The sequence below is a fragment of the Epilithonimonas sp. genome, assembly GCF_036780765.1.
In the GTDB taxonomy this organism is placed as follows: domain Bacteria; phylum Bacteroidota; class Bacteroidia; order Flavobacteriales; family Weeksellaceae; genus Epilithonimonas.
The window spans coordinates 654,256-678,850 of record NZ_DAIQCG010000001.1; the positions used below are offsets into that span (position 1 = coordinate 654,256).

Annotated in this window: 24 protein-coding genes; 10 read left to right on the plus strand and 14 right to left on the minus strand. The window is 34.5% G+C overall.

Translation table 11 applies throughout. The features are described 5' to 3' along the window. The first annotated feature begins 90 nt into the window (after positions 1 to 90). Positions 91 to 579, plus strand: a complete 489-nt coding sequence (locus V7P73_RS03125) for a YkgJ family cysteine cluster protein (protein WP_333851394.1) — start codon at positions 91 to 93, stop codon at positions 577 to 579. Positions 580 to 676: 97 nt separating this feature from the next. Continuing rightward, the gene (locus V7P73_RS03130) at positions 677 to 976 is read left to right on the plus strand and encodes a hypothetical protein (protein ID WP_333851396.1); all 300 of its coding nucleotides are present in this window, start codon (positions 677 to 679) and stop codon (positions 974 to 976) included. A 30-nt stretch (positions 977 to 1,006) separates the two neighbouring features. On the opposite strand, the gene hemE is transcribed toward V7P73_RS03130, so the two are convergent. The 4 genes from hemE to hemA form a co-directional block, all read right to left on the minus strand. Next, a complete protein-coding gene (gene hemE, locus V7P73_RS03135; protein ID WP_333851398.1) occupies positions 1,007 to 2,032 on the minus strand; it encodes a uroporphyrinogen decarboxylase in 1,026 nt (341 codons plus the stop codon). 145 nt (positions 2,033 to 2,177) lie between these two features. Further along, positions 2,178 to 2,867 carry a uroporphyrinogen-III synthase gene (locus V7P73_RS03140; protein WP_333851400.1) on the minus strand — a complete coding sequence of 230 codons (690 nt, stop codon included), beginning with the start codon at positions 2,865 to 2,867 and terminating at the stop codon, positions 2,178 to 2,180. 134 nt (positions 2,868 to 3,001) lie between these two features. After that, on the minus strand, positions 3,002 to 3,910 hold the full coding sequence (gene hemC / locus V7P73_RS03145) for a hydroxymethylbilane synthase (RefSeq protein WP_333851402.1): 909 nt from the start codon (positions 3,908 to 3,910) through the stop codon (positions 3,002 to 3,004). Then, complete coding sequence (hemA, locus tag V7P73_RS03150) at positions 3,879 to 5,183, minus strand: glutamyl-tRNA reductase (RefSeq protein ID WP_333851404.1); 1,305 nt, start codon at positions 5,181 to 5,183, stop codon at positions 3,879 to 3,881. The genes hemC and hemA overlap by 32 nt, the downstream gene beginning before the upstream one ends. Positions 5,184 to 5,467: 284 nt before the next feature. Between hemA and V7P73_RS03155 the strand changes: the two genes are divergently transcribed. The 5 genes from V7P73_RS03155 (at position 5,468) to rodA (ending at position 11,300) form a co-directional block, all read left to right on the plus strand. Beyond that, entirely contained in the window at positions 5,468 to 6,493 is a 1,026-nt protein-coding gene (locus V7P73_RS03155) for a rod shape-determining protein (RefSeq protein ID WP_027383133.1), read from the plus strand. A gap of 99 nt (positions 6,494 to 6,592) precedes the next feature. Next, on the plus strand, positions 6,593 to 7,447 hold the full coding sequence (mreC, locus tag V7P73_RS03160; protein ID WP_333851406.1) for a rod shape-determining protein MreC: 855 nt from the start codon (positions 6,593 to 6,595) through the stop codon (positions 7,445 to 7,447). Next, on the plus strand, positions 7,437 to 7,943 hold the full coding sequence (locus tag V7P73_RS03165) for a rod shape-determining protein MreD (RefSeq protein WP_333851408.1): 507 nt from the start codon (positions 7,437 to 7,439) through the stop codon (positions 7,941 to 7,943). Before mreC ends, V7P73_RS03165 begins: the two co-directional genes overlap by 11 nt. Before the next feature lie 85 nt (positions 7,944 to 8,028). After that, positions 8,029 to 10,056 (plus strand): peptidoglycan D,D-transpeptidase FtsI family protein, encoded by a 2,028-nt coding sequence (locus tag V7P73_RS03170; RefSeq protein ID WP_333851410.1) that lies wholly within the window; start codon positions 8,029 to 8,031, stop codon positions 10,054 to 10,056. Then, positions 10,053 to 11,300 carry a rod shape-determining protein RodA gene (rodA, locus tag V7P73_RS03175; RefSeq protein ID WP_333851412.1) on the plus strand — a complete coding sequence of 416 codons (1,248 nt, stop codon included), beginning with the start codon at positions 10,053 to 10,055 and terminating at the stop codon, positions 11,298 to 11,300. The genes V7P73_RS03170 and rodA overlap by 4 nt, the downstream gene beginning before the upstream one ends. A 311-nt stretch (positions 11,301 to 11,611) precedes the next feature. Here the strand turns inward: rodA and V7P73_RS03180 are convergent, their stop codons facing one another. Next, positions 11,612 to 13,234 carry an ABC-F family ATP-binding cassette domain-containing protein gene (locus V7P73_RS03180; protein ID WP_333851414.1) on the minus strand — a complete coding sequence of 541 codons (1,623 nt, stop codon included), beginning with the start codon at positions 13,232 to 13,234 and terminating at the stop codon, positions 11,612 to 11,614. Between the two features lie 80 nt (positions 13,235 to 13,314). Between V7P73_RS03180 and smpB the strand changes: the two genes are divergently transcribed. From smpB to V7P73_RS03195, 3 genes are all read left to right on the plus strand, one after another. After that, positions 13,315 to 13,779: an SsrA-binding protein SmpB gene (smpB, locus tag V7P73_RS03185; RefSeq protein ID WP_333851415.1), complete on the plus strand. Its 465-nt coding sequence runs from the start codon at positions 13,315 to 13,317 to the stop codon at positions 13,777 to 13,779. 67 nt (positions 13,780 to 13,846) lie between these two features. Next, positions 13,847 to 15,244, plus strand: a complete 1,398-nt coding sequence (locus V7P73_RS03190; RefSeq protein ID WP_333851418.1) for an OmpA family protein — start codon at positions 13,847 to 13,849, stop codon at positions 15,242 to 15,244. A gap of 99 nt (positions 15,245 to 15,343) precedes the next feature. Continuing rightward, complete coding sequence (locus tag V7P73_RS03195) at positions 15,344 to 16,084, plus strand: YebC/PmpR family DNA-binding transcriptional regulator (protein WP_333851420.1); 741 nt, start codon at positions 15,344 to 15,346, stop codon at positions 16,082 to 16,084. A gap of 68 nt (positions 16,085 to 16,152) precedes the next feature. On the opposite strand, the gene rpmA is transcribed toward V7P73_RS03195, so the two are convergent. The 9 genes from rpmA to V7P73_RS03240 all read right to left on the minus strand — a co-directional run bounded on the left by rpmA (position 16,153) and on the right by V7P73_RS03240 (position 24,571). Then, the gene (gene rpmA / locus V7P73_RS03200; protein WP_116035323.1) at positions 16,153 to 16,410 is read right to left on the minus strand and encodes a 50S ribosomal protein L27; all 258 of its coding nucleotides are present in this window, start codon (positions 16,408 to 16,410) and stop codon (positions 16,153 to 16,155) included. Positions 16,411 to 16,437: 27 nt separating this feature from the next. Then, positions 16,438 to 16,833, minus strand: a complete 396-nt coding sequence (gene rplU, locus V7P73_RS03205; RefSeq protein WP_333851423.1) for a 50S ribosomal protein L21 — start codon at positions 16,831 to 16,833, stop codon at positions 16,438 to 16,440. Between the two features lie 400 nt (positions 16,834 to 17,233). Then, positions 17,234 to 18,502: a serine--tRNA ligase gene (gene serS, locus V7P73_RS03210; protein ID WP_333851425.1), complete on the minus strand. Its 1,269-nt coding sequence runs from the start codon at positions 18,500 to 18,502 to the stop codon at positions 17,234 to 17,236. Positions 18,503 to 18,581: 79 nt separating this feature from the next. Further along, positions 18,582 to 19,100 carry a hypothetical protein gene (locus V7P73_RS03215; RefSeq protein ID WP_333851427.1) on the minus strand — a complete coding sequence of 173 codons (519 nt, stop codon included), beginning with the start codon at positions 19,098 to 19,100 and terminating at the stop codon, positions 18,582 to 18,584. A gap of 18 nt (positions 19,101 to 19,118) precedes the next feature. Continuing rightward, positions 19,119 to 20,720: an asparagine synthase C-terminal domain-containing protein gene (locus V7P73_RS03220; RefSeq protein ID WP_333851428.1), complete on the minus strand. Its 1,602-nt coding sequence runs from the start codon at positions 20,718 to 20,720 to the stop codon at positions 19,119 to 19,121. Continuing rightward, positions 20,710 to 21,978 carry a lipopolysaccharide biosynthesis protein gene (locus tag V7P73_RS03225; RefSeq protein ID WP_333851429.1) on the minus strand — a complete coding sequence of 423 codons (1,269 nt, stop codon included), beginning with the start codon at positions 21,976 to 21,978 and terminating at the stop codon, positions 20,710 to 20,712. Before V7P73_RS03225 ends, V7P73_RS03220 begins: the two co-directional genes overlap by 11 nt. Next, complete coding sequence (locus V7P73_RS03230; RefSeq protein ID WP_333851430.1) at positions 21,975 to 23,102, minus strand: glycosyltransferase; 1,128 nt, start codon at positions 23,100 to 23,102, stop codon at positions 21,975 to 21,977. Before V7P73_RS03230 ends, V7P73_RS03225 begins: the two co-directional genes overlap by 4 nt. A 37-nt stretch (positions 23,103 to 23,139) precedes the next feature. Continuing rightward, positions 23,140 to 23,628: a hypothetical protein gene (locus tag V7P73_RS03235; protein WP_333851431.1), complete on the minus strand. Its 489-nt coding sequence runs from the start codon at positions 23,626 to 23,628 to the stop codon at positions 23,140 to 23,142. Between the two features lie 157 nt (positions 23,629 to 23,785). Continuing rightward, complete coding sequence (locus V7P73_RS03240) at positions 23,786 to 24,571, minus strand: (Fe-S)-binding protein (protein WP_333851433.1); 786 nt, start codon at positions 24,569 to 24,571, stop codon at positions 23,786 to 23,788. Between the last annotated feature and the right edge of the window lie 24 nt (positions 24,572 to 24,595).

Consider the following 24,595-nt stretch of genomic DNA (forward strand, 5'->3'; position numbering starts at 1 on the left):
TATTTTATTCTATCAAAGTTATCACTTTTTGAATCAGTTTGAAATAAGATTAATGTCAGTTTTTGTTTGAAAAACCACTAATTTTGCAAAATGGATCTTGATTTATATAAAAAGCAAGCACAACAAAAACAAAAAGAGTATAAAAAGTTTTTGGACGGACTCAAAAAGAAACCGCCCAAGAATCTGGATTATCTGGTCTTAGAAAAGCACGAGGAAACATTCGAAGAAATCGATTGTCTTAGTTGTGCCAATTGCTGTAAAACTACAGGTCCGCTTTATACAGAAAAAGATATCGAAAGAATCTCAAAACATCTTAGGATGAAACAAGCAGATTTTGAATCCAAGTTTCTGAGAGTAGATGAAGACAATGATAAAGTCCTTCAAAATTTACCTTGCTTTTTCCTGAATGATGACAATACTTGCTCAATCTATGATGTTCGTCCCAAAGCTTGTAGAGAATATCCTCACACAGATCGCAAGAAGATTTATCAAATTAATAATCTTACCATCAAGAATACTTTGATTTGTCCTGCAACTTATGTTTTTGTTGAAAAACTAAGACAAGTTTTAGAAAAGTAAGCTGTACTAAAGTTTTCCCAAAAATCTTATAGCTTCTTAAATTTAACATAATATGGTTTAGTGTTTGAGACTTCTTATTAACACTAAATAAATTGTTATGAAAAAGTTAATGATAACGGGAGCATTTCTAATGTTTGGAACATTATTGATGAACGCACAAACGACTCCTCAAAAAGATAATATGAGATCGAAAGCAGAGAAAAATCTGAAATCGACGGAGATGAAAATGGATACATCTTCTCAAACTATGGAAATGAATAAGAAAGATACATTCAATCTTGAACAAAGACAGAAAATAGAGGATGTTAAAACCAGAAAAAGAATGCAACCGCCAAAAGATGGATTGAATAACGAGTCTTTAAAACCTCAAGATCCCGCACCAGGACAATTAGAATAAAAAAAGGAGCAAATTAATTTGCTCCTTTTTTTATGCTTTCCATTCAACCACCGCTTTTATAAAAGCTTCGGCATTTTCAACAGGAATATTTGGTAAAATCCCGTGTCCGAGGTTGACGATGTATTTATCTTTTCCAAAACGGTTAATCATTTCGTGAACCATTTTTCTAATAGTTTCTGGCTTCGAGTGTAATCTTGACGGATCAAAATTCCCTTGCAAAGTCACAGCATTATTCGTGAATTGTCTCGCTAATTCCGGCGTGATTGTCCAATCAACACCAACTGCAGACGCTTTAGATTTCGTCATCTCGTCCAAAGCAAACCAGCAACCTTTCCCGAAAACCACAACGTGCGTCAACGGAGCAAGAGCTTCAACAATCTGATTGATATATTGCCAAGAAAATTCCTGATAATCTGCTGGCGAAAGCATTCCGCCCCAAGAATCGAAAACCTGAACAGCAGAAACACCTTTTTCTACTTTTCTTTTCAGGTAAGCAATCGTCGTATCAGTGATTTTCTGTAATAATTTGTGCGCCGCTTCTGGCTGTAGAAAACAAAATGATTTCGCAATATTGAAATCCTTAGAACCTCTACCTTCGATACAATAACAGAAAATCGTCCAAGGCGAACCCGCGAATCCAATCAACGGAATCTCATTATCCAGTTTTTCCAAAGTCATTTCTATCGCATCGAAAACGTAACCCAAAGTATCATTTACATCAGGAACGATAACGTTGTCAACTTGCTGAGCCGTTCTGATAGGTTCATCCAACCAAGGTCCAACCGATTCCTTCATTTTGAAATCGATTCCCATTGCTTGTGGAACTACCAAAATGTCTGAGAACAAAATCGCCGCGTCCAAAGGAAATCTTCTAATCGGCTGAACCGTGATTTCCGAAGCTAATTCCGGCGTTTGACATCTTGTGAAAAAGTCGTATTTGTCGCGCAAAGCGATGAATTCCGGCAAGTATCTTCCGGCTTGTCTCATCATCCAAACTGGCGGTCTTTCCACGGTTTCCCCGCGAAGTGCTTTTAAATATAGGTCGTTTTTAATCATTTTTAATATTATTTTGGGCGCCTTAATCCGCTTTCCGCTCCCAATCTTTTCACTTCACTTCGTTGCGTAAAAAGGATTTCCGCTCAAGTCGGGGCGCGCTTCGCAAAATACAACTTTAGTCTTTCAAATCATCACATCAACATTGTCATACTGAGCCTGTTGAAGTATCTTTTAAAATCAAATTCAACAAATCTGCTAAAGTGTTTTTTGAGCTTGTAATTATTTTATTATCAGTTAGTTTTTCTATTTCAGAAGTTGTGGTTTTTCCAATCGAAAAAATCTTAACATCATCCAAATTATTAAACTTCGCAAAACTACGAACTCCGCTCGGACTGAAGAAAACTATCGCCTGATATTTCTCATCGATTTTCGGATAGAGTAGTTCTGTCTTATAAACAGGGATTTTTTTGTAAGAAATATTTTGCAAAGGCAATTTCTCATCCAAGATATCAAGCGCAATATCGCCACAGAAATGCAAAAACTTCTCGTTTACAGAATTTTCTGTTATGAACTGTGAAAGTTCACTTGCATTTTTGCAAAGCTTATAAGTTCCGAAATTGTGCTTTCTCAGTTCCTTCTTAGTTTGAGATCCTACAACGTAAATTTTGTTATAATTTTTCGGTTCGGCAAAGTTTTCGTTTGCAGAAAATCCATTTTCGAAAAAAGCTTTTACACCATTTACACTTGTGAAAATCAATGAATTATTTTTTAAACCGAAAGATTTAGTTTTTATAAATTCCGTATTGATAACTTCAACAAAATCAACCAAAAAATTGGCTCCCAATTTCTCAGAAACCTTTTCTTTGTCTAATGATTTTGTAAAAAGGATTTTCATATTAATTATATGTCTTAGGGAACCTCAGACTGACAATGGTAAAATTAAAACATTATTTTGTCATTCCGTAGGAGTCTAAATTTAGTTGTTGAGATTCCTACGGAATGACAAAAGGGATGTTGAATTGAAAAAAATTACAAAGATTTTTTAATTTCGTCCATCAATTCCTTGCCTCCATTTTTCAGAACTTCCAAAGCGATTTTTTCTCCGAAGTTTTCAGAACCATTCCAGTCAAAAATCTCATCCGTTTCGATACAGTTTTTTCCGTCAAGTGAACAAAGTCTTCCGATAAATCTGATTTGTCCGTTAACCATTTCAGCTTTTGCACCAATTGGAGCTGTACAACCGCCTTCCAGCGTTTTCAGAAATTCTCTTTCTATCGTCACACAGATTTCGGTTTCTTTATGTGAAATTGTTTTTAAACTTTCATTCAGCTCATCATTATCAGATAAACTCGCAATCGCAACAACACCTTGCGAAGGAGCTTGTAATAAGAACGGAATTTGTTCATAATTAATATCCAGATTCATTCTTTTGATTCCTGCTAGAGAAAAAATCGTAGCATCGGCAATTCCATCATCTAGTTTTTTCAAACGGGTTTGAACGTTTCCTCGGATATCAGTGAATTCAGTTTCAGGAAATTCTTTTAACCAGAAAGCACGTCTTCTCAAACTGCTGGTGGCAATTTTCAAAACTTCCAAATCCAAAGGTTCCGCATCATTATTTCTTACCAAAACATCTTCCGGAAAATCTCTTTCCAAAACTGCAGAAATCTGAATATTCTGAGGCAATTGAGTCGGAACATCTTTCAAAGAATGCACAGCAATGTCAATTTCCTTATTTAATAAAGCAATGTCCAAATCTTTTGTGAAAACGCCGGTAATTCCCAATGCGTAAAGTGGTTGGTCAAGATTTTTATCTCCGGAGCTTACGATAGGAACAATCTCGGTTTCAAACCCCAAAGTTTTTAACTTCGATTCTACTTCGTGAGCTTGCCACAGGGCAAGCGGGCTATTTCTCGTTCCTATTTTCAGTTTGTTCATGGATGTCTTGTTTATGGATGTCTTGTTTATGGATGTCTAGGATTTCTTCCATCAGTTTTGTGACTTCAGTCGCCCTTAATGGATTTTCCAGGATGTATTTTGCAAATCGGTTGGTTAGTTTCTGCACTAATTTATTAGATAATTCCATATCTTCAATCTTGGCGTAATTGAATTTTTTATGAATATTATGCATCTCGTGCTCTTCGATTTTTTTGAGCGAATTTTTGAAATGGTTAATGTTAGGGGCAAGCTTTCTTTTCTTTTCCCAATCCACAAAGTCCTTCGCCATTTCTTTGATGATGCCTTCCGCTTTTGGGATTTCCTTCTTGCGCTGTTCCATCGTTGCTTTGATGGTTTGTGAAAGTTGATCCACGTCTATCAAAGTCACATTTTCCCAATTTCCAATTTCTTTCTGAACGTTATTCGGAATTGATAAATCGATGACCAGCATTTCTTTATCTTTAGGAAAATTGGATTCATCAATAATATATTTCTGAGCGCCTGTTGCTACAATTAGAACATCAGTTTGTTTTAGTTCTTCTGGGAAACTATTGAAATCGATTTGTGGAATGTTGTATTTATCAGCAATTTTTTCCGCTTTTTCAAAAGAACGGTTGGCTATTTTGATTTTGGGCTGATAGATATGCTTTACGAGATTGTCAATGGTGTTTTGTCCGATTTCTCCAACGCCTAGAAGGAGAATGTTTTTTTCGTGGATGTGTCTCGTATTATTTAAGATATAATGAACCGCAGCATATGAAACCGAAGCAGAACCAGTGCTAATTCCAGTTTCATTTTTAATTCTTTTCGAAATCTGAATCGATGAGTTAATCGCGCGTTCCAAATAAGGGTTAGAAAAATCTTTGTATTTTTTGAATCGATGATAAGCATTCTTGATTTGAGAAACAATCTCAAAATCGCCGATAATCTGACTTTCCAAGCCTGCTGCAACACGGAAAAGATGAAACAATGCATCTTCTCTCTGGAGAACATTTACATATTTCAAAAAATCTGAAAGCTGAACGCCAACTGTATTACAATACAATTCTGCAATGTGGAGATAATTCTTAGTCGTGGAATAGATTTCGGTTCTGTTACAAGTGGAAACCACAAATGCATCACCCAAATCCTCTTCGTGAATTTTGTTGGCAAAAGATTTTATGTGGTCATCAAAAAAAGCAAATTTCCCACGAATTTCTGCATCGGCTTTTTCATAACTGATGCTTAGAACTGTAAAATCTGATGTTTGATGAAATTTATGTTTTGGACTCATTTTCAGTTTGCAAAATTACAATTTTTAAAACAAAGATTCTTTCTGAATTTCATTTTCGAAAATTGATAAAATCTATAAACTCAGTTCGAAAAGATATAAGGATAATAATGTTTTGAAGAAATTTTTATCGGAGTAATAATTTTTGATTTCTAAGTGAAATTCTGATTTATCTGTTGTGAAAAATTCTTGAAATTTTAAGGAAATTTTAACCAAATTATTTTGAAATGAAGATAGAGAATAAGTCTAAATTTATATCTTTGTAAACTTAATAATGACTGAACAAAATGGGTATATTGGATATGTTTACGCAAGAGATTGCGATTGACTTAGGGACTGCGAACACGCTTATTATTCACAATAACAAAATAGTTGTGGATCAGCCTTCTATCGTTGCGATAGAACGTTCTTCAGGTAAGCCGATTGCCGTGGGGGAGCAGGCAAAACATATGCAAGGGAAGACTCACGAGGATATCAAAACGGTTCGTCCTTTGAAGGATGGAGTTATTGCAGATTTCCACGCTTCAGAACATATGATCAAGGAATTTATTAAACAAATTCCGGGTATCAAAGGGAAGCTTTTTCAACCAGCACTTAGAATCGTGATTTGTATTCCTTCAGGTATTACTGAAGTTGAAAAAAGAGCGGTAAGAGATTCTGCTCAAAAAGTGAATGCAAAAGAAGTTCGTTTGATTTATGAGCCAATGGCAGCTGCAATAGGAGTTGGGATTGATGTTCAAAAGCCAGAAGGTAATATGATTATCGACATAGGTGGGGGAACAACTGAAATTGCTGTAGTTGCGCTTGGTGGAATTGTTTGTGATAAATCTGTAAAAATTGCAGGTGACGTTTTCACAAATGATATTGCTTATTACTTAAGAACGCACCATAATTTATACATCGGAGAAAGAACTGCAGAAAGAATCAAATTAGAAGTTGGTTCTGCAGTAGAAGAATTGGATGTTCCAATTGATGATATTCCTGTACAAGGTCGCGATTTGATTACTGGAAAGCCAAAAGAGATTATGGTTAATTATAAAGAAATTGCTAAAGCTCTTGATAAATCGATTATCAGGATCGAGGATGCGGTAATGGAAACTCTTTCTTTGACTCCTCCGGAATTGGCTGCTGATATCTATAAAACCGGAATTTATCTTGCTGGTGGTGGTGCTCTTTTGAGAGGTTTGGCAGACAGACTTCACAGAAAAACTGGACTTCCTGTCTTTGTCGCAGAAGACCCATTGAGAGCGGTGGTTCGCGGAACTGGGATTGCTCTTAAAAATATGGACAAATTCAATTTCTTAATCAAATAATAATCATCTTAAAATTGAAATGATTGTAATTTTTTGATACTTCTGAAATCGAAGATTGAAAAATCATTTATCAATCATCAATTATCATTTATAACTTAGATGGGTGCTTTGCTGAGATTTTTTTCCAAGAATGCATTATTTGTGTTCTTCATATTCTTGCAATTGGTTGCAATTGTATTGATATTCAGTAAAAACTCAATGCAACAAAGTTATTTGGCTGCGAAGACTTCGGCATTCAATTCTTGGGTTTCTGGTTACATTGACGAAGGAACTTCTTACTTGAAATTAAAACAAATCAACGAAGACCTTGTTGTTCAGAACAAAGCTTTGATGACAGAACTTTACGGAAAAGAAAAGTTGGATAAACCAGTTTTCCGAAGAGTTTATGATACGATTGGAGGCGGACAGATTTATACCTTCGTTGACGGCGAAGTTGTTTACAATACAATCAATAGAAAAGATAATTACTTCACGATTAACAGAGGACGTTTGCAAGGCGTGAGTTCCAAAATGGGTGTTATTGCACCAAGAGGAATTGCCGGAATCGTTATCAATACAACTGATAATTATTCTTTGGTTCAGTCGGTTTTGAGTACCAATAAAATCAAAATCAGTGCATCGCTTAAAAAGTCTGGTTACTTTGGAACGCTTTCCTGGAAAGGCGATGATTCTAGAACAATGACTTTGTCTGATATTCCGAAATATGTTCCTTTAAAAGTCGGAGACACTGTTGTAACAGATGGGAAATCTTCAATTTTCCCTGCAGGAATTTTAGTAGGAACAGTTGCCGGTTATCAGGTTGACAGCAAAACAGGGTTTTGGGATGTTTCTGTAGAACTGAGTGAAAAAGTTGGAAAACTAAGTACAGTTTACGTCGTAAGAAACCTTAAGAAATCTGAAGTTCAGAAAATAGATGATACTTTAAAAGCTCAAATTAAAAAAGATGGTCAGTAGAAACATTGCATCGGATTTGCTTTTGATAGCAATACTTACAGCTTTTCAGGTTTTCATTCTGAACAGGATTACTTTGTTTGGGCAATATATTCCTGTGCTTTATCCTGTGTTTGTAATGTTCTATCCATTTTTCCGAAATCAATTTCAATTTTTAGGATTGAGTTTTTTATTGGGATTATGTGTAGATGCATTTCTAGGAACTTGGGGAATCAATGCTTTTGCAACTACGGTTATCGCTTATTTTAGAACAATTATATTCAGAACATCTACAGATACAACGACAGATTTTTTCTCTTTCCAAAGTATCCAGTGGACACAGTTCATATTTTTTATCATAACCAGTATTTTTATCCATCAGTTTTTGGTGCAGTACATCGAGTTTTTTAAACTTGACAGATTTTTTGAAATTTTATTTAATGTAATAGTTACCAGTATAATCTCGTTTGTATTTATATTAGCTTATACATTAGCCTTTAAAATCAAACAAAAAGTCTGAAACCGAAAGAATGTCTATCAAAAACCAAAAAAATACGCTCTTTGTTGGGGTTGCATATGTCCTCTGAAAAGATTTAAGATTACAGATGAAATCACAATACCTCAGAATAATTCTCGCACTTTCTGTCTTTGCATTAATTTTTATTGCAAGGCTTTCTTATTTGCAATTATTTACAGATAGATATGCGCTTAATGCTGCTAATACTTCTATTAAAATCGAATATGTTATTCCGCCAAGAGGTGTTATTTTTGATAGAAACGGAAAAATCCTTGTAGGAAATCAGCCTGCATTCGAGATTTCTTACACCGCTGCACTTCTTAAACCTGATTTTGATACGCTTGGTTTCTGTAAATTATTGAATATTTCCAAACCGGATTTCATCAAAACGATGAAAAATATTGAAAAGGAAAAATATTATTCTAAGTTGACGCCGATGACTTTTATGAAAAATCTAAGTCGTGAAGATATGGCGAGAGTTCAGGAATTGATTTTCAAATATCCAGCATTTTCAATCGTTCCGCGTCCACAGAGACAATATGAAATCAACACTTCCGGAAACCTTTTGGGTTATACCAATCAGGTGAATGATAATGATATTAAGAAAGACTCACTGTATTATTTGCCAGGAGATATTGTTGGAAAAAGCGGAATTGAGAAAGCTTACGAAAAAGACCTCAGAGGCGAAAAAGGAATGAAATACATCCAGAAAGATATTCGCCAGAGAAGTATTGGGTCTTATAAAAACGGAGAGCTTGACAAAGAAGTTGTCACTGGAAAAGATTTGACTTTGACAATCGATTACGATTTGCAAAGAATGGCCGAGGAAATGTTGGTTAACAAACACGGTGCAGTTGTAGCATTAGACCCAAATAATGGCGAAATTTTGACAATGGCAACAGGGCCAGACATCGACCCGAATCTTTTCACTGGCCCGAATAAATCCAGAAATCTTTACAGATTGGCCAACGATACAATCTACGAAAATAAACCAACTTTTGACCGTTCTGTTCAGGCAGCATATCCTCCAGGTTCAACTTTCAAATTATTGACCGCTTTGGCAGCAATGGAAATGGGCGTGATGACTGATCAAACGATTTACCCTTGTGGAAGAGGTTTTTTCTATCGAGGAAAAAGTATCAAAGGTCATGGCGGTGCAGACCCGCTGATTCCATCAATTCAGGTTTCCAGTAACTGTTATTTCACTTATGCTTATATCTCAATCATAAAAAAATATCCAGGAAATCCATCAAAAGGAGTGGATGAATGGAAAAAAATCATCAATAGTTTTGGCGTTGGAGAATTCCTTAATAATGATTTGGCGGTTGGTGCAAAAGGTAGAATTCCGTCTGGAGAGTTTTATGAAAAAAGAATGAAATCCATTTATAAAGCGAGTGGTTCTAAACGGACAGATTATAAAAACTGGGACGAGATGCCGACTGGAGCTATTTATAATGGTATGGGACAAGGCGATGTTCTTTTGACACCAATGCAAATGGCTAATTTTGTTGCTGCAATTGCCAATAAAGGTTGGTATTATACACCTCACGTTGTTAAGTCAATTGATGGAAAACCAAATCCAGACCCAAGATTTAAGAAAAAACATATGACATTGGTTCAGAATCCTCATTTTTACAATGTTATTCTTCAAGGGATGGAAGCGGTAATGTTAAGAGGAACAGGAAGAAGTTTGATGTCCAAAGATTTTACTCAATTGGCAAAAACGGGAACAGCACAGGTTCCTCAAGGAAAAGATAATTCGATTTTTGTATTGATTGCGCCTGCTGATAAACCAAAAATTGTAGTAGCAGCAGTTATGGAACACGCAGGATTTGGTGCCACTTGGGCTGGTCCGGCTTGTACCACGATTGCGGAAAAATATATAACGGGTGAACTTAAAAGAGAAAATCTTTACAAGAAAATGATTACCTCGAGTTTTATGCCAGAATATAAACGCCAATATATTGCTGATATGAAACGAAAAGGCTGGTACAAAGAACCACCAAAAGATTCGATTCAGCTAAAGAAAATTAAAGATAGTCTGAAGGCTATTCAAGATAAAAAATTAAAGAAAGATAGTTCCAAAGTTAAACCTCTAAAATCCAAAGTAAAATGAAGTGGGCAGAAGGTATTGACAAATTAGGAATGACATTATATGTTTTATTGTGTGTTTTCGCCGTTCTGAATATTTATAGTGTTAAAGAAGACCTGGGACAAAAACAGTTGATATTCTTCGGGATTTCTTGTTTCGTCGGGATGATTATTTTCTTTATGAGAACCAAATTCTTCGAGAATATGTCAGCTATTATTTATGTTGGGGGTGTTCTACTTCTGATTGGATTATTTCCTTTCGGAACAGAAATTCTCGGACAAAAAAACTGGTACAAATTCGGAGGATTCACAATGCAACCTGTTGAATTTGCGAAAATAGGAACCTCTTTGATGTTAGCAAATTATGTTTCCAATCAGGATTTTAATATCAATAATCAACGTTCATTAATCACATCTTTAGCAATTATTGCCATTCCTGGAGCTGTGGTTTTGATGATTCCCGATGTTGGATCATTATTGGTTTTTGTGGCTTTCGTTATTGCTTTATATAGAGAAGGTTTATCTGGAAAATTATTTTTGGTCGGAACCTTGTTCGCTGGTGTTTTCCTTATTGCTAATTATTTGAACGACCCGTTAAAAATCAACCTTTGGTATTTCACGATTATCATTCTTGTATTAGGAGCGATTTGGGTTGTATTCAATGTCGCAATGCTGCATAAGAACATTTATTCTTTGTTGCCGGCAATTGGTATCATTGTTTTATTAGCAGTGTTATCAGTTGTTTCACCAATTGTTTTCGAAAAACTACCCAAACACCAACAAGAAAGAGTTGAAGTTTTGTACAAAGGTGAAAGAGAATTCCGTGATACTTCTGGTTACAATTTGCTTTATTCCAAAACAGCAATTGGTTCTGGTGGGATGATGGGAAAAGGCTATAAACAAGGCTCTGTAACCCAAGGTAAGTTCGTTCCAGAACAGGAAACCGATTATATCTTTTGTACCGTTGGAGAAGAATGGGGTTTCCTAGGAAGTTCAATTCTGATTCTTTGTTATGCGATTTTCATCGGTAGAATTTATTATCTCGCAGAAAATCAAAAATCAACTTTTAATAGAGTATTCGGATATTGTTTTGCTTCCATTTTATTGATTCACTTTGTAATTAATCTTGGAATGGTAATGGGATTATTTCCAACAGTTGGGATTCCTTTGCCGTTTTTCAGTTATGGAGGAAGTTCACTTTTGGCATTTTCGATAATGACTTTTATTTTCTTTAAGCTTAATTACGCTGACAAAAATAGCTTGGTATAAGCTGAGTTAATTTCCTAAGATATTGTATTTCATAAAATAAATCCAAATCGTTGATTGGTTTGATTAAGTTTTTTGATGCTCGGTTTTAAAATTCATAAGGTTGGTATATTTCTTTAAAATTAAAAAAAGCTTCACTAATTTTTTCAACTATTTATTTTTTTTTGAATTGATAAAAAGGAACAAGCTTTATTTCAAAATGAAAAAAACAATATATCAAGCTAAATATCCCTACTCAAATAAGAGCTGAAATAAAATAAAAAAGCACCCCTAACTCGAGATGCTTTTATAAAATTTATTTTTTTAATTGAGGATTAAGAATACATCTGCTCCTGCAATTCTTTGATTTTTTTGTCTCCAAGATATTCGTCATAAGTCATATCTCTGTCTATGATTCCTTTTGGCGTCAACTCGATGATTCTGTTACAAACCGTTCCCAGCAATTCGTGGTCATGAGAAGATAATAAGATATTTCCTTTGAAGTTGTTCAAAGAGTTGTTCAAGGTTGTGATACTTTCCAAATCTAGGTGGTTGGTTGGCTCATCCAATAAAAGAATGTTCGCTTTCTGAAGCATCATTCTACTGAACATACAACGCATTTTTTCCCCTCCGGAAAGAACTTTACAAGATTTTAGCGCTTCGTCTCCAGAGAATAACATTCTTCCCAAGAAACCTCTCATAAACTCTTCGTGTCTTTCCTCGTCATTCTTCGTGAATTGTCTTAACCAATCTACCAAGTTCAAATCGTCTTGGAAGAAATTGGTATTATCCAAAGGCATATATGATTGGTTTGTGGTTACACCCCAAGCGATATTCCCTTTGTCAGCTTCGATATTTCCAGCTAAGATTTCGAAAAACTCTGTAATTGCTAATGAGTTTCTGGAAAGAACAGCTACTTTATCGCCTTTTTTAAGGTTAAGGTCGATGTTTGAGAATAGCAATTCGCCGTCTTTGGTTTTTTCAAGACCTTTAACATCAAGAATCTGATCTCCAACTTCTCTTTCTACATCAAAAATAATAGCTGGATATCTTCTTGAAGAAGGTTTGATATCATCAATATTTAACTTGTCAATCATCTTTTTACGAGCAGTTGCTTGCTTAGCTTTTGCTACGTTGGAGCTAAATCTCGCGATGAAATCCTGTAATTCTTTTTTCTTGTCTTCTGCTTTTTTGTTAGCTTGAGCTCTTTGTCTCGTTGCCAATTGAGAAGCTTGGTACCAGAAAGAGTAGTTACCAGTATAAAGGTTCAATTTTGCATAATCCAAATCTCCAATATGCGTACAAACTGTATCCAAGAAGTGACGGTCGTGAGAAACGACGATTACCGTATTCTCATAATCTGCCAAGAAATCTTCTAACCAAGCAATTGTAGCGATATCCAAGTCATTGGTAGGCTCATCCAGAATCAAAACATCTGGATTACCGAATAAAGCCTGAGCAAGAAGAACTCTTACTTTGTCTTTATTTTCCAATTCACTCATCAATTGGTAATGCATATCTTCTGTGATTCCAACGTTTGAAAGCAAAGTTTGTGCATCAGCTTCAGAATTCCATCCTCCCATTTCGTCATAGATTACGCCTAATTCTCCAGCTTTGATTCCGTCTTCATCAGAGAAATCTTCTTTAGCATAAAGGGCATCCATCTCTTCCTTGATTTCGAAAAGTCTTTTGTTACCTCTAAGAATCGTTTCAAGAAGTGTGAAATTGTCATAAGCAAAGTGATCCTGCTCAAGAACAGACATTCTTTTTCCGTTCTCTAATGAAACATGCCCAGAAGTAGGGTCCTGCTTTCCGCTTAAGATTTTAAGAAATGTAGATTTTCCGGCACCATTGGCACCGATAATACCATAACAATTTCCTTTTGTAAATTTTATATTAACTTCGTCGAAGAGTACTCTTTTCCCGAACTGTAAAGATATATTAGATACTGTTAACATATAGTTTTGTAAATTTGTGCAAAAATACGAAAATAAGTTGGGATAGTGAAGTGTCCTAAATTTTATATAAATTAGACTTAATGAAAGTTAAAATAGAAAAGTCGGTTAACATTTTTAACAAACGTGCTCGTTTTGAATATGAGATTCTGGATGAGTATGAGGCTGGTATTGTATTGACCGGTACTGAGATAAAATCCTTGCGTTCTTCTAAAGCATCTATCACAGAAAGCTTCTGTCAGTTCATAAATGATGAACTGTATGTCATTAATATGATGATAGATGAGTACAAATTAGGAACTTTTTACAACCACAAAACAAAAAGGGAACGGAAATTGTTACTGCATCATTACGAATTGCAAAAACTTAAAAAAAAGTTAAAGGATGTTGGCAATACGATAATACCTTTGAAGTTGTATATCAACAATCAAGGGAAAGCAAAGTTACTCATTTCATTAGCCAGAGGAAAAAAACTCTTTGATAAAAGAGAGGCTATAAAGGATAGAGAAAACAAAGTAAACATCCAGCGTCTATTAAAGAAAAGTTAAAAAAACTTTGTTTATAAAGAAAAATTATATTTATTTTGCATTATCAATTATTTAATCATTTAATTCTATGAAAAATCTAAAATTAGGAATTTCAGCATTAGCACTTACGGTTGCTTCTACTGTTTTCGCACAAACTACTACCAATAAGTGGGTTATTGGAGTAGGTGCTCATGGAGTGAATCACGTTGCTCAAAGAAATAACTTCAGCAATACGTTCTCATTCAACAATTTTAAAGAAAATTTATTTGGAGTTTCCAAGTATTCAATTACACCACCGCTTTCTAAGTTAACAGTTGCGAGAAGCCTTAGTAAAGGTATCGTATTAGACTGGCAAACTACTGTTGGTAACGTTGATAACAAAAGATTTGCAATGGAGAAAGAATTCTTCTTGATGACAGGTCTTGGTGTTCAGTTCAAAGCAGCAGGTTTATTGTGGGATGAAGAGTCTTGGTTTGATCCATACTTGAGAGTTGGTGCTAACTACTTAAGACATGACTACACAGGTCTTTCTTTTCCTAACTGGGATAGAAAGTCTGGTGAAGTTTACCAAGCTTATAATAAAGATGGAGATTTGTCTGGAAAAGCAAACCACTTTACTGTAAGTACGGGTGCAGGTATTAATTTCTGGGTAACTAAAAACTTCGGTTTAGGAGTTCAGGGAGATTATGTTACTACTCCAGTAGATAAGTCTAATGTTGCTAACTTCTGGCAAGCTTCTGCTTCATTATTGTTCAGATTTGGTAACACAGATAGAGATAAAGATGGTATCCCAGATAAGGATGATTTATGTCCAGATACTCCAGGTTTACCAGAATTCCAAGGATGTCCTGATACAGACGGTGATGGTGTTCCAGATAAAGACGATCAATGTCCAGATGTTGCAGGTCCTAAAGAAAACAACGGTTGTCCTTGGCCAGATACAGACGGAGACGGTGTATTAGACAAAGATGATGCTTGTCCTACAGTTCCTGGATTGAAAGAATACCAAGGTTGTCCTAAACCAGCTTCTGTTTATGCTAGTGAAGCAACAGGTGCACTTACAAATATTTTGTTTGATTTCAACAAAGCTACTTTAAGAGCAGAATCTGCTGGAAAAATTAATCAAGCTGCTGAAATCCTTAAAGGTGCTAAGGATGCTACGTTCTTGGTAACAGGTCATACTGATGCTAAAGGAGCTGAAGCTTATAACTTGAAATTATCTAGACAAAGAGCTGCTTCTGTAGTTGCTGCGTTAGAAGCTCAAGGTGTTTCTGCAAGCCAGTTGAAATCAGTTGGAGTTGGAGAGAGAGATGCTAAAGTTTCTGAAAAAGCTTCTGATGCTGAAAGACAAGCTGATAGAAAAGTAGTTGTTGAAGCTGTAAATGGTGCAGCTTGGGATGCTCTTCAAAAATCAGATCTTCCAGTTGTAGAGAAAAAAGTTGTGAAAAAAGCTCCAGCTAAAAAATCAACTAAAAAAAGAAAATAATTAAACATTATTTCTAAATATTAATGCCTCCAATTTTATTGGAGGTATTTTTTTTGTTTCCATATTTCAGTACTTTTGTAGTATAAAATAAAAACTGTAATGGGAAGAGCATTCGAATATAGAAAAGCTTCAAAAATGGCCAGATGGGATAAGATGGCCAAAACATTTTCAAAAATTGGGAAAGATATAGCTTTGGCAGTAAAAGCTGGCGGTCCTGATCCGGATTCTAATCCAGCTCTTAAAAGATGCATCCAAAATGCCAAAGGTGCTAATATGCCTAAAGACAATGTCGAAAGAGCTATTAAGAAAGCAAGTGGTGCAGATGCAGAAAACTATGAAGAAATCACTTATGAAGGATATGGACAAGGCGGAGTTGCCTTCTTTGTGGAGTGTACAACTAATAATCCTACAAGAACAGTGGCTAACGTAAGAGCTATTTTTAACAAGTTTGATGGAAATCTTGGTAAGAACGGAGAATTAGCTTTCATATTCGATAGAAAAGGTATTTTCACGATAGATTTAGCTCAAATCAAAATGGACTGGGATGACTTCGAAATGGAAATGATCGACGGTGGCGCAGAAGATGTAGAAAAAGACGAAGAAGAAGTAATGATTACAACTGCTTTCGAAGATTTCGGCTCATTGTCTCACAAGCTGGATGAACTAGGGATTGAAGCTAAAAGTGCCGAATTACAAAGAATACCTAATAATACTAAAGGAATGTCTGAAGATCAATTCAAAGCTAATATGAAGATGCTGGAGCGTTTTGAAGAGGATGATGATGTTCAGAATGTTTTCCATAATATGGAATTTACAGAGGAGCAATTAGAATCACTTTAAAATAAGTATTCATACAAAAAAATCCCAACTGAAAAGTCGGGATTTTTTATTTTATAAAACGCTTGTGATTATGCGTTTGGCTCAACAGATACAAAAGATCTATTGTTTGCTTTCTTTCTGAAAACTACAGTACCGTCAACAAGAGCGTGTAAAGTGTGATCTTTACCCATTCCTACGTTTTCACCTGGATGGTGTTGAGTACCTCTTTGTCTGATGATGATGTTCCCTGCGATTGCAGTTTGTCCTCCGAAAATCTTAACACCTAGTCTTTTAGAATGAGATTCTCTACCGTTTTTGGAACTACCAACTCCTTTCTTATGTGCCATTTTATTTTAAGCTTTTTGGGTTAAAAATTATTCAGAAGTTTCGCTAGTTTCTGTTACTTCAGCTTTAGCAGCTTTCTTAGGAGCAGCTTTTTTAGCTTCTTTTTTCGCACCGTCAAAACCAGTGATAGAAACAATCTGGATTTGAGTTAATTGTTGTCTGTGACCATTTTTCTTAGCATAACCTTTTCTTCTTTTCTTTTTGAAAACGATTACTTTGTCAGCTTGAACGTGGTCAAGAATTTCTACTTCTACGGCGATACCGTTTACAGCCGGGGCACCAACAGTTACTGCGCCGTTTACAGTAAGAAGAACTTTATCAAAAGAAACTTTCGCTCCTTTATCTCCTTTTAAACGGTTCACAAACAACTTTTGGTTTTGCTCAACTTTGTATTGAAGCCCTGCTATTTCTACAATTGCAAACATTGTTTATAAATTTTTATAATTATTCGAGGTGCAAAAGTAAACAATTTCTTTGAAAATCACAACATTAATTCTGAAAATTTAAATATTTGACTCTCAGAATCTTTTAATTTGGGTAACTAACTCGTCTGCTGTCTATCCTGAGCTTGTCGGAGGACTCCCATTCTTTTCGCTCCACAGCGTTGTGTAAAAATGGATTTTCTCTCAAGTCGAGCTACGTATCTGAGTTAAACACAACATTTTAAATAAAAACAATATTTTTCATTCCGAAGGAATCTCCTACTATAAATTGACTATGTCTAGCCAGTCCGTCAGGTTTTAAGGAATGACAGTAAAGTAATTAATTTTTGAACAAAAAAAGCCGCAAAATTTACTTTGCGACTTTCATGTTTGTATTAGAATTTTAATTAATCAATTCGAATCTTGTATATTCTGCGATTTTCTTTGGCAATTTGATTCCGTCTGATGTTTGGTTATTTTCCAAAAGCGCCGCCATAATTCTTGGCAAAGCCATTGCAGAACCGTTCAATGTATGAACCAATTGGGTTTTACCATCGCCTTTGTAACGACATTTCAAGCGAGTGGCTTGGAAAGTTTCAAAGTTAGAAACAGAACTTACTTCCAACCATTTTTCCTGAGCTGCACTCCAAACCTCGAAATCATAAGTCATTGCAGATGCAAAACCTGTGTCTCCTCCACAAAGTCTCAAAATTCTGTACGGTAATTCTAAATCTTCCAAAATAGATTTAACGTGTTCTACCATTTCTTCCAAAACAGCGTAAGAATTTTCAGGTTTTTCAATTCTCACGATTTCCACTTTTTCGAATTGGTGAAGTCTGTTCAAACCTCTTACGTGCGCGCCGTAACTTCCCGCTTCTCTTCTATAACATTGAGAAAAAGCTGTGTTCTTGATAGGCAAATCTTTTTCTTCAATAATCACATCTCTGTAGATATTAGTCACAGGAACTTCAGCTGTTGGAATTAGGTATAAATCATCTGCACCAACATAATACATTTGTCCTTCTTTATCAGGCAATTGTCCAGTTCCATAGCCAGAAGCTTCGTTCACCACGTGAGGAACGTTCACTTCCAGATAACCTGCATCGGTATTTTTGTCCAGGAAATATTGAACCAAAGCTCTCTGTAATCTAGCTCCTTTACCGAAATAAACAGGGAAACCAGCACCAGCAACTTTAACACCCAATTCAAAATCAATCAAATTATATTTCTTAGCCAGTTCCCAATGTGGAATGGCTCCTTCGCCAAGACCTTCTACCGTTGTAGATTCATAAACAATCTCGTTGTCATCAGCAGAAACGCCGGCAACTACTTTCTCGTAAGGAATATTTGGGATTTGATATAAAATATTGAGAAGTGACTTCTCAACTTCATTCAATTGATTTTGTAATTCTTTGCTGGACTCTTTATATTGCGACGTTTGGGATTTTGCAGCTTCAGCTTCCTCTTTTTTCCCGTCTTTCATCAGAATTCCGATTTCTTTGGAAATTCTGTTCATTTCGGAAAGTTGTGAGTCTAGCTCAAACTGTAATCTTTTTCTTTCGTCGTCAGCATTAACCGCTGCATCGACCAAATCTAATTCCTTGAAGTTTCTTTTCTTCAAGCCTTCCAAAACGCGCTCTTTGTTCTCGCGCAAAAAATTAACCTGTAACATAGTTTGGTTGTTGGTTGATAGTAGTATTCGTAATCAGAATAATTATGCTAATTTTCTGACAATTGCAAATTTAGGGATTTTATTTCACGATTTGAACCACATTTCTCTGACCTGGAACTTTTGTGAATTTAAGATCATTATTATACCAAAGTTTTGATATCTGAAAAAGCGAAGGTGTCCAGCTATATTCTATAAGGATAGTATCCGAAGCAAAATTAGTGACAACAACATCATTTACTTTTTTCGAGTAACGAATTATAAAGTTTGAATAATAAGTTTTGAGTTCTGGACTAATAGAATCTTTTAAAAGCCTAATTGCACCTGCTGGATAATCCATATAAACTACCGTGTCTGCATCTTTTACAAAAGTCTGACCCGAAATAGGTTTGTTAGCTATTGTCTCATCCAAAAGATCTAATAAAGAAACGGAAGAGTATGAACCAGGAATCTTAGAATTTAGCAAATCCTGATCATTAGTTGCGCTTTTAACATAAAGCGTCAGAACCTGATCTATCACTTGTACATCTTCTTCATTATCTCCTCTGCAAGAAAATAACAATATAAGCGCTGTTAAAATTATGGATATTCTTAGTTTCATCTTTGCAAAGATAGAATATTAATACTTATATTTTTCCTGAATATACTCAATATACCAAGCACACATTACTGCATTATAAGTTTTAAAATGTGTAAACTCTTTTACTCTTTTGGTTTCCAAATAGCTTTTCATGTTTTTAGTTAACCGTTGATAATAAGGCCAATCCGCATTATTCATTCGCTTTAAAACCATCTTCCAAGGGAAGAAATATCGTATGGCATCTTTTATTTTCTGAAGAAAAAATTGGAATCCAGAAACACTAAGTTCTTTTTTATCAAAACTTATATTCTGTGGCTGGAAAAAATATTTTTCTAAAACGAAATCATAAAGCTTTTTATTTTCACGGAATTCAAAAGGAACTTTTCTGTAAAACTCAACCAAATTTTTGTCCCACAGAGGAAAATAAACTTCGAAACCAAAATATAAAAATACTTGCGACGAGTGGAAAATAAATTTTGCTAATTTTTCCTGAATATCCCATTCTTCAACAGACATATTATAATCTCCAGAGAAATGTGATTTTCCAATTTGATTTAAACTTTGCTGAAGTCTTTGTTGAATTTGCTGTTTTCTTTTATTATTCTTTTGAGTGAAAATAAAATATTTGGATTCTATAAAAGCTGGAAGATTATGAAAATCAATATTATTTTTTACTGTTTTTTTCATATAACTTCCGCCCAAAAAATCGCCAGAATGTCCTGGTAAAAAGACAGAATTTTCCGGAATTAAATTTTTAGTTCTAAGTTCTCCAACTGCAAAATATTCCATCAAATAAGGCATTGAATAGCCATTCGCTGCGAAATCCAAATAATCTTGAAATGATTGATCTGAAAGAACTTTCTCAACATCAATCTTTGTAAAATCTACAAAATACCAATCATAGTCTAATTCTTCTGCTACTTTTTTACTGATTGGGACTTCTGGATTAATTTTTCCATAAGTAAAACAAATTACCTTTTCATAATTCATTTTCTTTAGCAAACTGACAATTAAGCGAGAATCATAACCACCGCTAAGAGGTACAACAGCAGTTCTTCCATCTAGAAATGACACTAATTTCTCTCCAACCTGCATCAAAACTTGTTCTGAATCTATTGCCAAATCTCTAAAAGATTTCTCAAAGAAAAAATCTGTGATAAAGTTTTTATATTGTGTCGCTTTCTGCTCAAGATTAGAGATTTTTAGAATTTGATTAGCATTGGTTTTGTAAATGTTTTTATCCAAAGTTTCATTAGACAAAACGAAGCCAGCTGTTTCGAATTCATCAACTGCAGGCTTATTGAAATCAAATGTCTTTGTAAAATCCAAAATAACGTCCCAATAATCCGAGATTACTACTTGATTATTATTAATTTTATAGAAAAGAGGAAAAAAATTAACCACATCACTGGCAAGATAATAGTCTTTTTCAGAAACAACAATTAACGAAAATAAGCCATTGATTTTTTTGCAAATTTGTTCCAAAGAAACTGTTTGCAATTCTTTACTGATATAATCGACAGCTTCCTGATTACGATAAAGATGCTGATTTTCATCAAAAAAATAACCTATGAAAGATAGGTTCTCATTCTGAATCCAAGAATAGGTATTGTTGCCTTTTAATAGAAGTTTAACTTCCATTCTGTTGTTTGTTTTTGATTTTATGTAAAATTAGTTTTATTTCTGACTTCGAAAATAAAAAATCATTGATGCTAAAATGTGTCAATTGATAAAAATTCCAAAGTAAAATAATTGACGAAACACAATAGGAAAGCGAAGTTACAATACAAACGCCTAAAATTCCTAATCTTGGAATTAGAAAAATAGAAGTGATCATTGTGACTATAAAACCTATAAAAGATTTGATATTAAGAATTTTCAATTTGTTAATTCCGGCAAAATAAAATCCAACAATATTGCTGACTGCAATCGCTAAAATCCCTGGAGATAAAACTAAAATAATCAGCTTAGTCTGTGAAAAATCTTTGCCGAAAATCCAAGTGTAAAACTGAGCTGGCAAGAGTAGAACAACGCCAATAAACAAGGCTGTTGAGATGAAGCTGATTTTGATGGATAATTTAGTTTTGAGAATGAGACTCCCTTTATTTTCATCATCCAAAGCTTCGGAATATAAAACTAAAGCAAGACTTCTGCTGACTGTCCAAATAGCTTCAGAAAATGCAACACCCACAGAAAAAATACCGACACTAGCAATACCTTTATAGTATTCTAAGAAATAAAATGATACTCTGTTATTAAGAAATTGCACAAATGCGCTTAGTTGCGTTTTCCAACCATAGTTGAATACATGAGTTACAACTTCTTTTTCAAAAGAGATATTCTTTATGCTGCATCTTTTCAAAAGTCTGACAGAACTTATCAGGAACAAAAATATAAAACAAAAAATCTGAGCCAAAAAATAGGATTCAACGGTCATTATTTTCAGCAAAAATATAATCGCGAAAATAAAAACAATGTGAACTACCAATTGTAAAATAGTATATAAATTATACAACCTAACTTCCTGTTTACCAATGAAAAAATTGGTATTAGCAGCCAATAGTGACGAGAAAACAGAAAGTGGAATAAGATAAAAAAGATAATCTTGTTGATGGAATAAACTAACCAGTAACGGAACCGATATACCTACCAAGACAGACCAAATATAAGCGTATCCTAACAGTTTTTCTATTTTGTATTTGGATGCAAAATATGAGACACTGCTTCCTGCAAAAATATTGCTAAAAAACACAACAATAGCAAGATCCAAAGTCACAATAGAGATTGTTCCTTTACCTGCGCTGCCCCACATATTGGTAGAAAAGATAATCAATCCGAAATTCAATATCAGCATCAAAAATCGGGAAACAAATGTCTCTGCTACTGCTTTATATTTCACTTTTCAGATTGTTTTACAAAATCTACAAATGTTTGCTTAATTAAATCCCAGTTGTATTTTTTTTCATAATTGACTCTTGCATTTTGAGCGTGCTTGTCATAAAGACTCGGGTTCTCTGTGTAATTTATAATCAAATCTGCAATCAATTCAGAGTTTTCTGGCTCAACCAAATATCCGAATTTTGAAACATCAATATGCTTTCTAATCGCTTTCAAATTGGTATAAATAACTGGCTTACCAGACGCAGCATAATAAAACAACTTGATTGGTAAAGAATTGTTGTACTCAAAGTTTTTTTCTCTCAAATCAAAACAAATATCCGCATCAGAATAAGAACTCGTGAACGTTTCAAAACTTGTAGGCTTTACGATAGTGATATTTTTCCAAGCATATTTTTCTAAAAGTTGATTAAAATGTGTGACATCAGAATCTCTTTTAGGCGCTCCAACAATTAAAATTGATATTTCTAAATTCGGTTTTTTCTTTCTAGCAAAATCAATTGTCTGAAAAAAATTATCAATTCCATCTTCTTTAGAAATCCGTCCCGTACAACAAAGTGTAATTTTATTTTTTTCGATTTGTTTGATATGTTTTTTAATGTAAATATCATCGGGATAATAAGGCAGTGTTAGTTTCTTTTTGAATGGAAACCAATACATCAACGGGAATTTTTTAGAATCTTCTCCAAAAATAAAATGGGTACTCAGAAATCCTGCATACAACTGAATCAGAAAAAACTTAATCAAATGAAAAGGCTTCAGCAACCACGAATAAGGTTGCAACATTCTGAATGATGGATACCATTCTGTAATGTCATAAACGATACTTGACTTTTTAATTTTTTGGTATTTTCCTGCTGCGATTACAGCCAGTGGCTCAGAACAAATAATTGAATCTGGTCGAAAAGCATTACAAATTTTAAGAAATAAATCTTCCTTTTGTTTAGAAGATTGATCTAAAACCGAATAAGATTCTATCTGGATTCCATCAATCGTGCCTTCAAAATCTGAAGAAAGACTACAAATTTTCACATCAAACCCTCTTTTCACTAATTCCAATGCCTGATGATAAAAAATACGATCATCATTATATCTGTGCGCAGTTGTCAGGAAAAGAACTTTCAAAATGATGTTTTGAAATTAATTGTAAAGATGAATCAAATTATGAAATTGACGATGCCCAGCTTCTTGCAAAAGGCTGTAAAAAATGACTTAGGAAATCAAGATAAGTATTTTTAGAGAAATCAAAAACCTCGATATCTTTTGACAATTCGCCACTTCTGATTTTATGCTTAAAATCTGATAATTTCAAAGTTTTTACTTCACCATTTTCTACAAAGCTAGCTTTCATCCTGTCAAATAATCCAAGATCAAATTCTGCATCTAACTCTCTCATTATTTTTCCAAGTGCATCAATGCTACAGCCAGAAGCTGCTTCTTTTTCTTCATCAACACAGATAATGATAAATTGATTTTTTTCTATTTTGAAAGAAGAAGATAACTCTTTTCCGTGCGCTGCCCAATCGCTTAAGAAATCGTACAATTTTTCGGCAATCACTTTACTTTCTTTCGCTGTAAACGGTCTGGACGCTGGGTATATAATAACTCGGTAATCGTTTGTTTCTACAATACTGGATTCCTCGATTTTCATAAGAAGATATTTATTGATTTTTATTTGTCTTAAGGAATCGCTGGTGGCGATTTCTTTTTTGAAATTTAAAGATATAAAATTACGGATTTTTTATCTAAATCCGTAAAATGAAAAGCCCCAGAAATTCTGAGGCTTTAATTTTTATTATAAAGATGATTTAAAGATCTTCTGCTTCTGCCAAAAGCTCGACAATATCTTTTACTTCTACTTCTGTATTTTTGTTGAAATGTTTTACACCATCAGTCATCATTGTATTGCAAAACGGACAACCTGTAGCAATCACTTTTGGCTCGAATGAAAGCGCTTCTTCTGTTCTTTCGATATTGATGTCTTTATTTCCTTTTTCCGGCTCTTTGAACATTTGAGCACCACCAGCACCACAACATAATCCGTTGGTTTTGCAACGTTTCATTTCTACTAATTCCGCATCTAACTTTTCCAAGAGCATTCTTGGTGCTTCATATTCATCATTTGCTCTTCCCAAATAACAAGGATCGTGGAAAGTAATTTTTTTCCCTTTGAAACTTCCGCTTTCGATTTTCAATCGGCCTTCATTCATCAAATCTTTTAAAAATTGAGTGTGATGCAACACTTGATAGGTTCCACCGAGACTTGGATATTCATTTTTCAAAGTATTGAAACAATGTGGGCAAGCTGTTACTATTTTTTTAACATCGTAAGCATTCAAAACTTCGATATTGGTCAAAGCCATCATTTGGAAAACAAACTCATTCCCAGCACGTTTTGCAGGATCTCCAGTGCAAGATTCTTCTTGTCCCAAAACAGCAAACTCTACATTGATTTTATTAAGGATTTTGCAAAATGCACGGGTTATTTTTTTAGCACGATCATCAAAGCTTCCGGCACAACCAACCCAGAAGAGAACTTCCGGAGATTTGCCTTCCATTGCATATTCTGCCATTGTTTTTATAGTGAAATCCATTTGTTGTAAAAATGTATTTTGTAT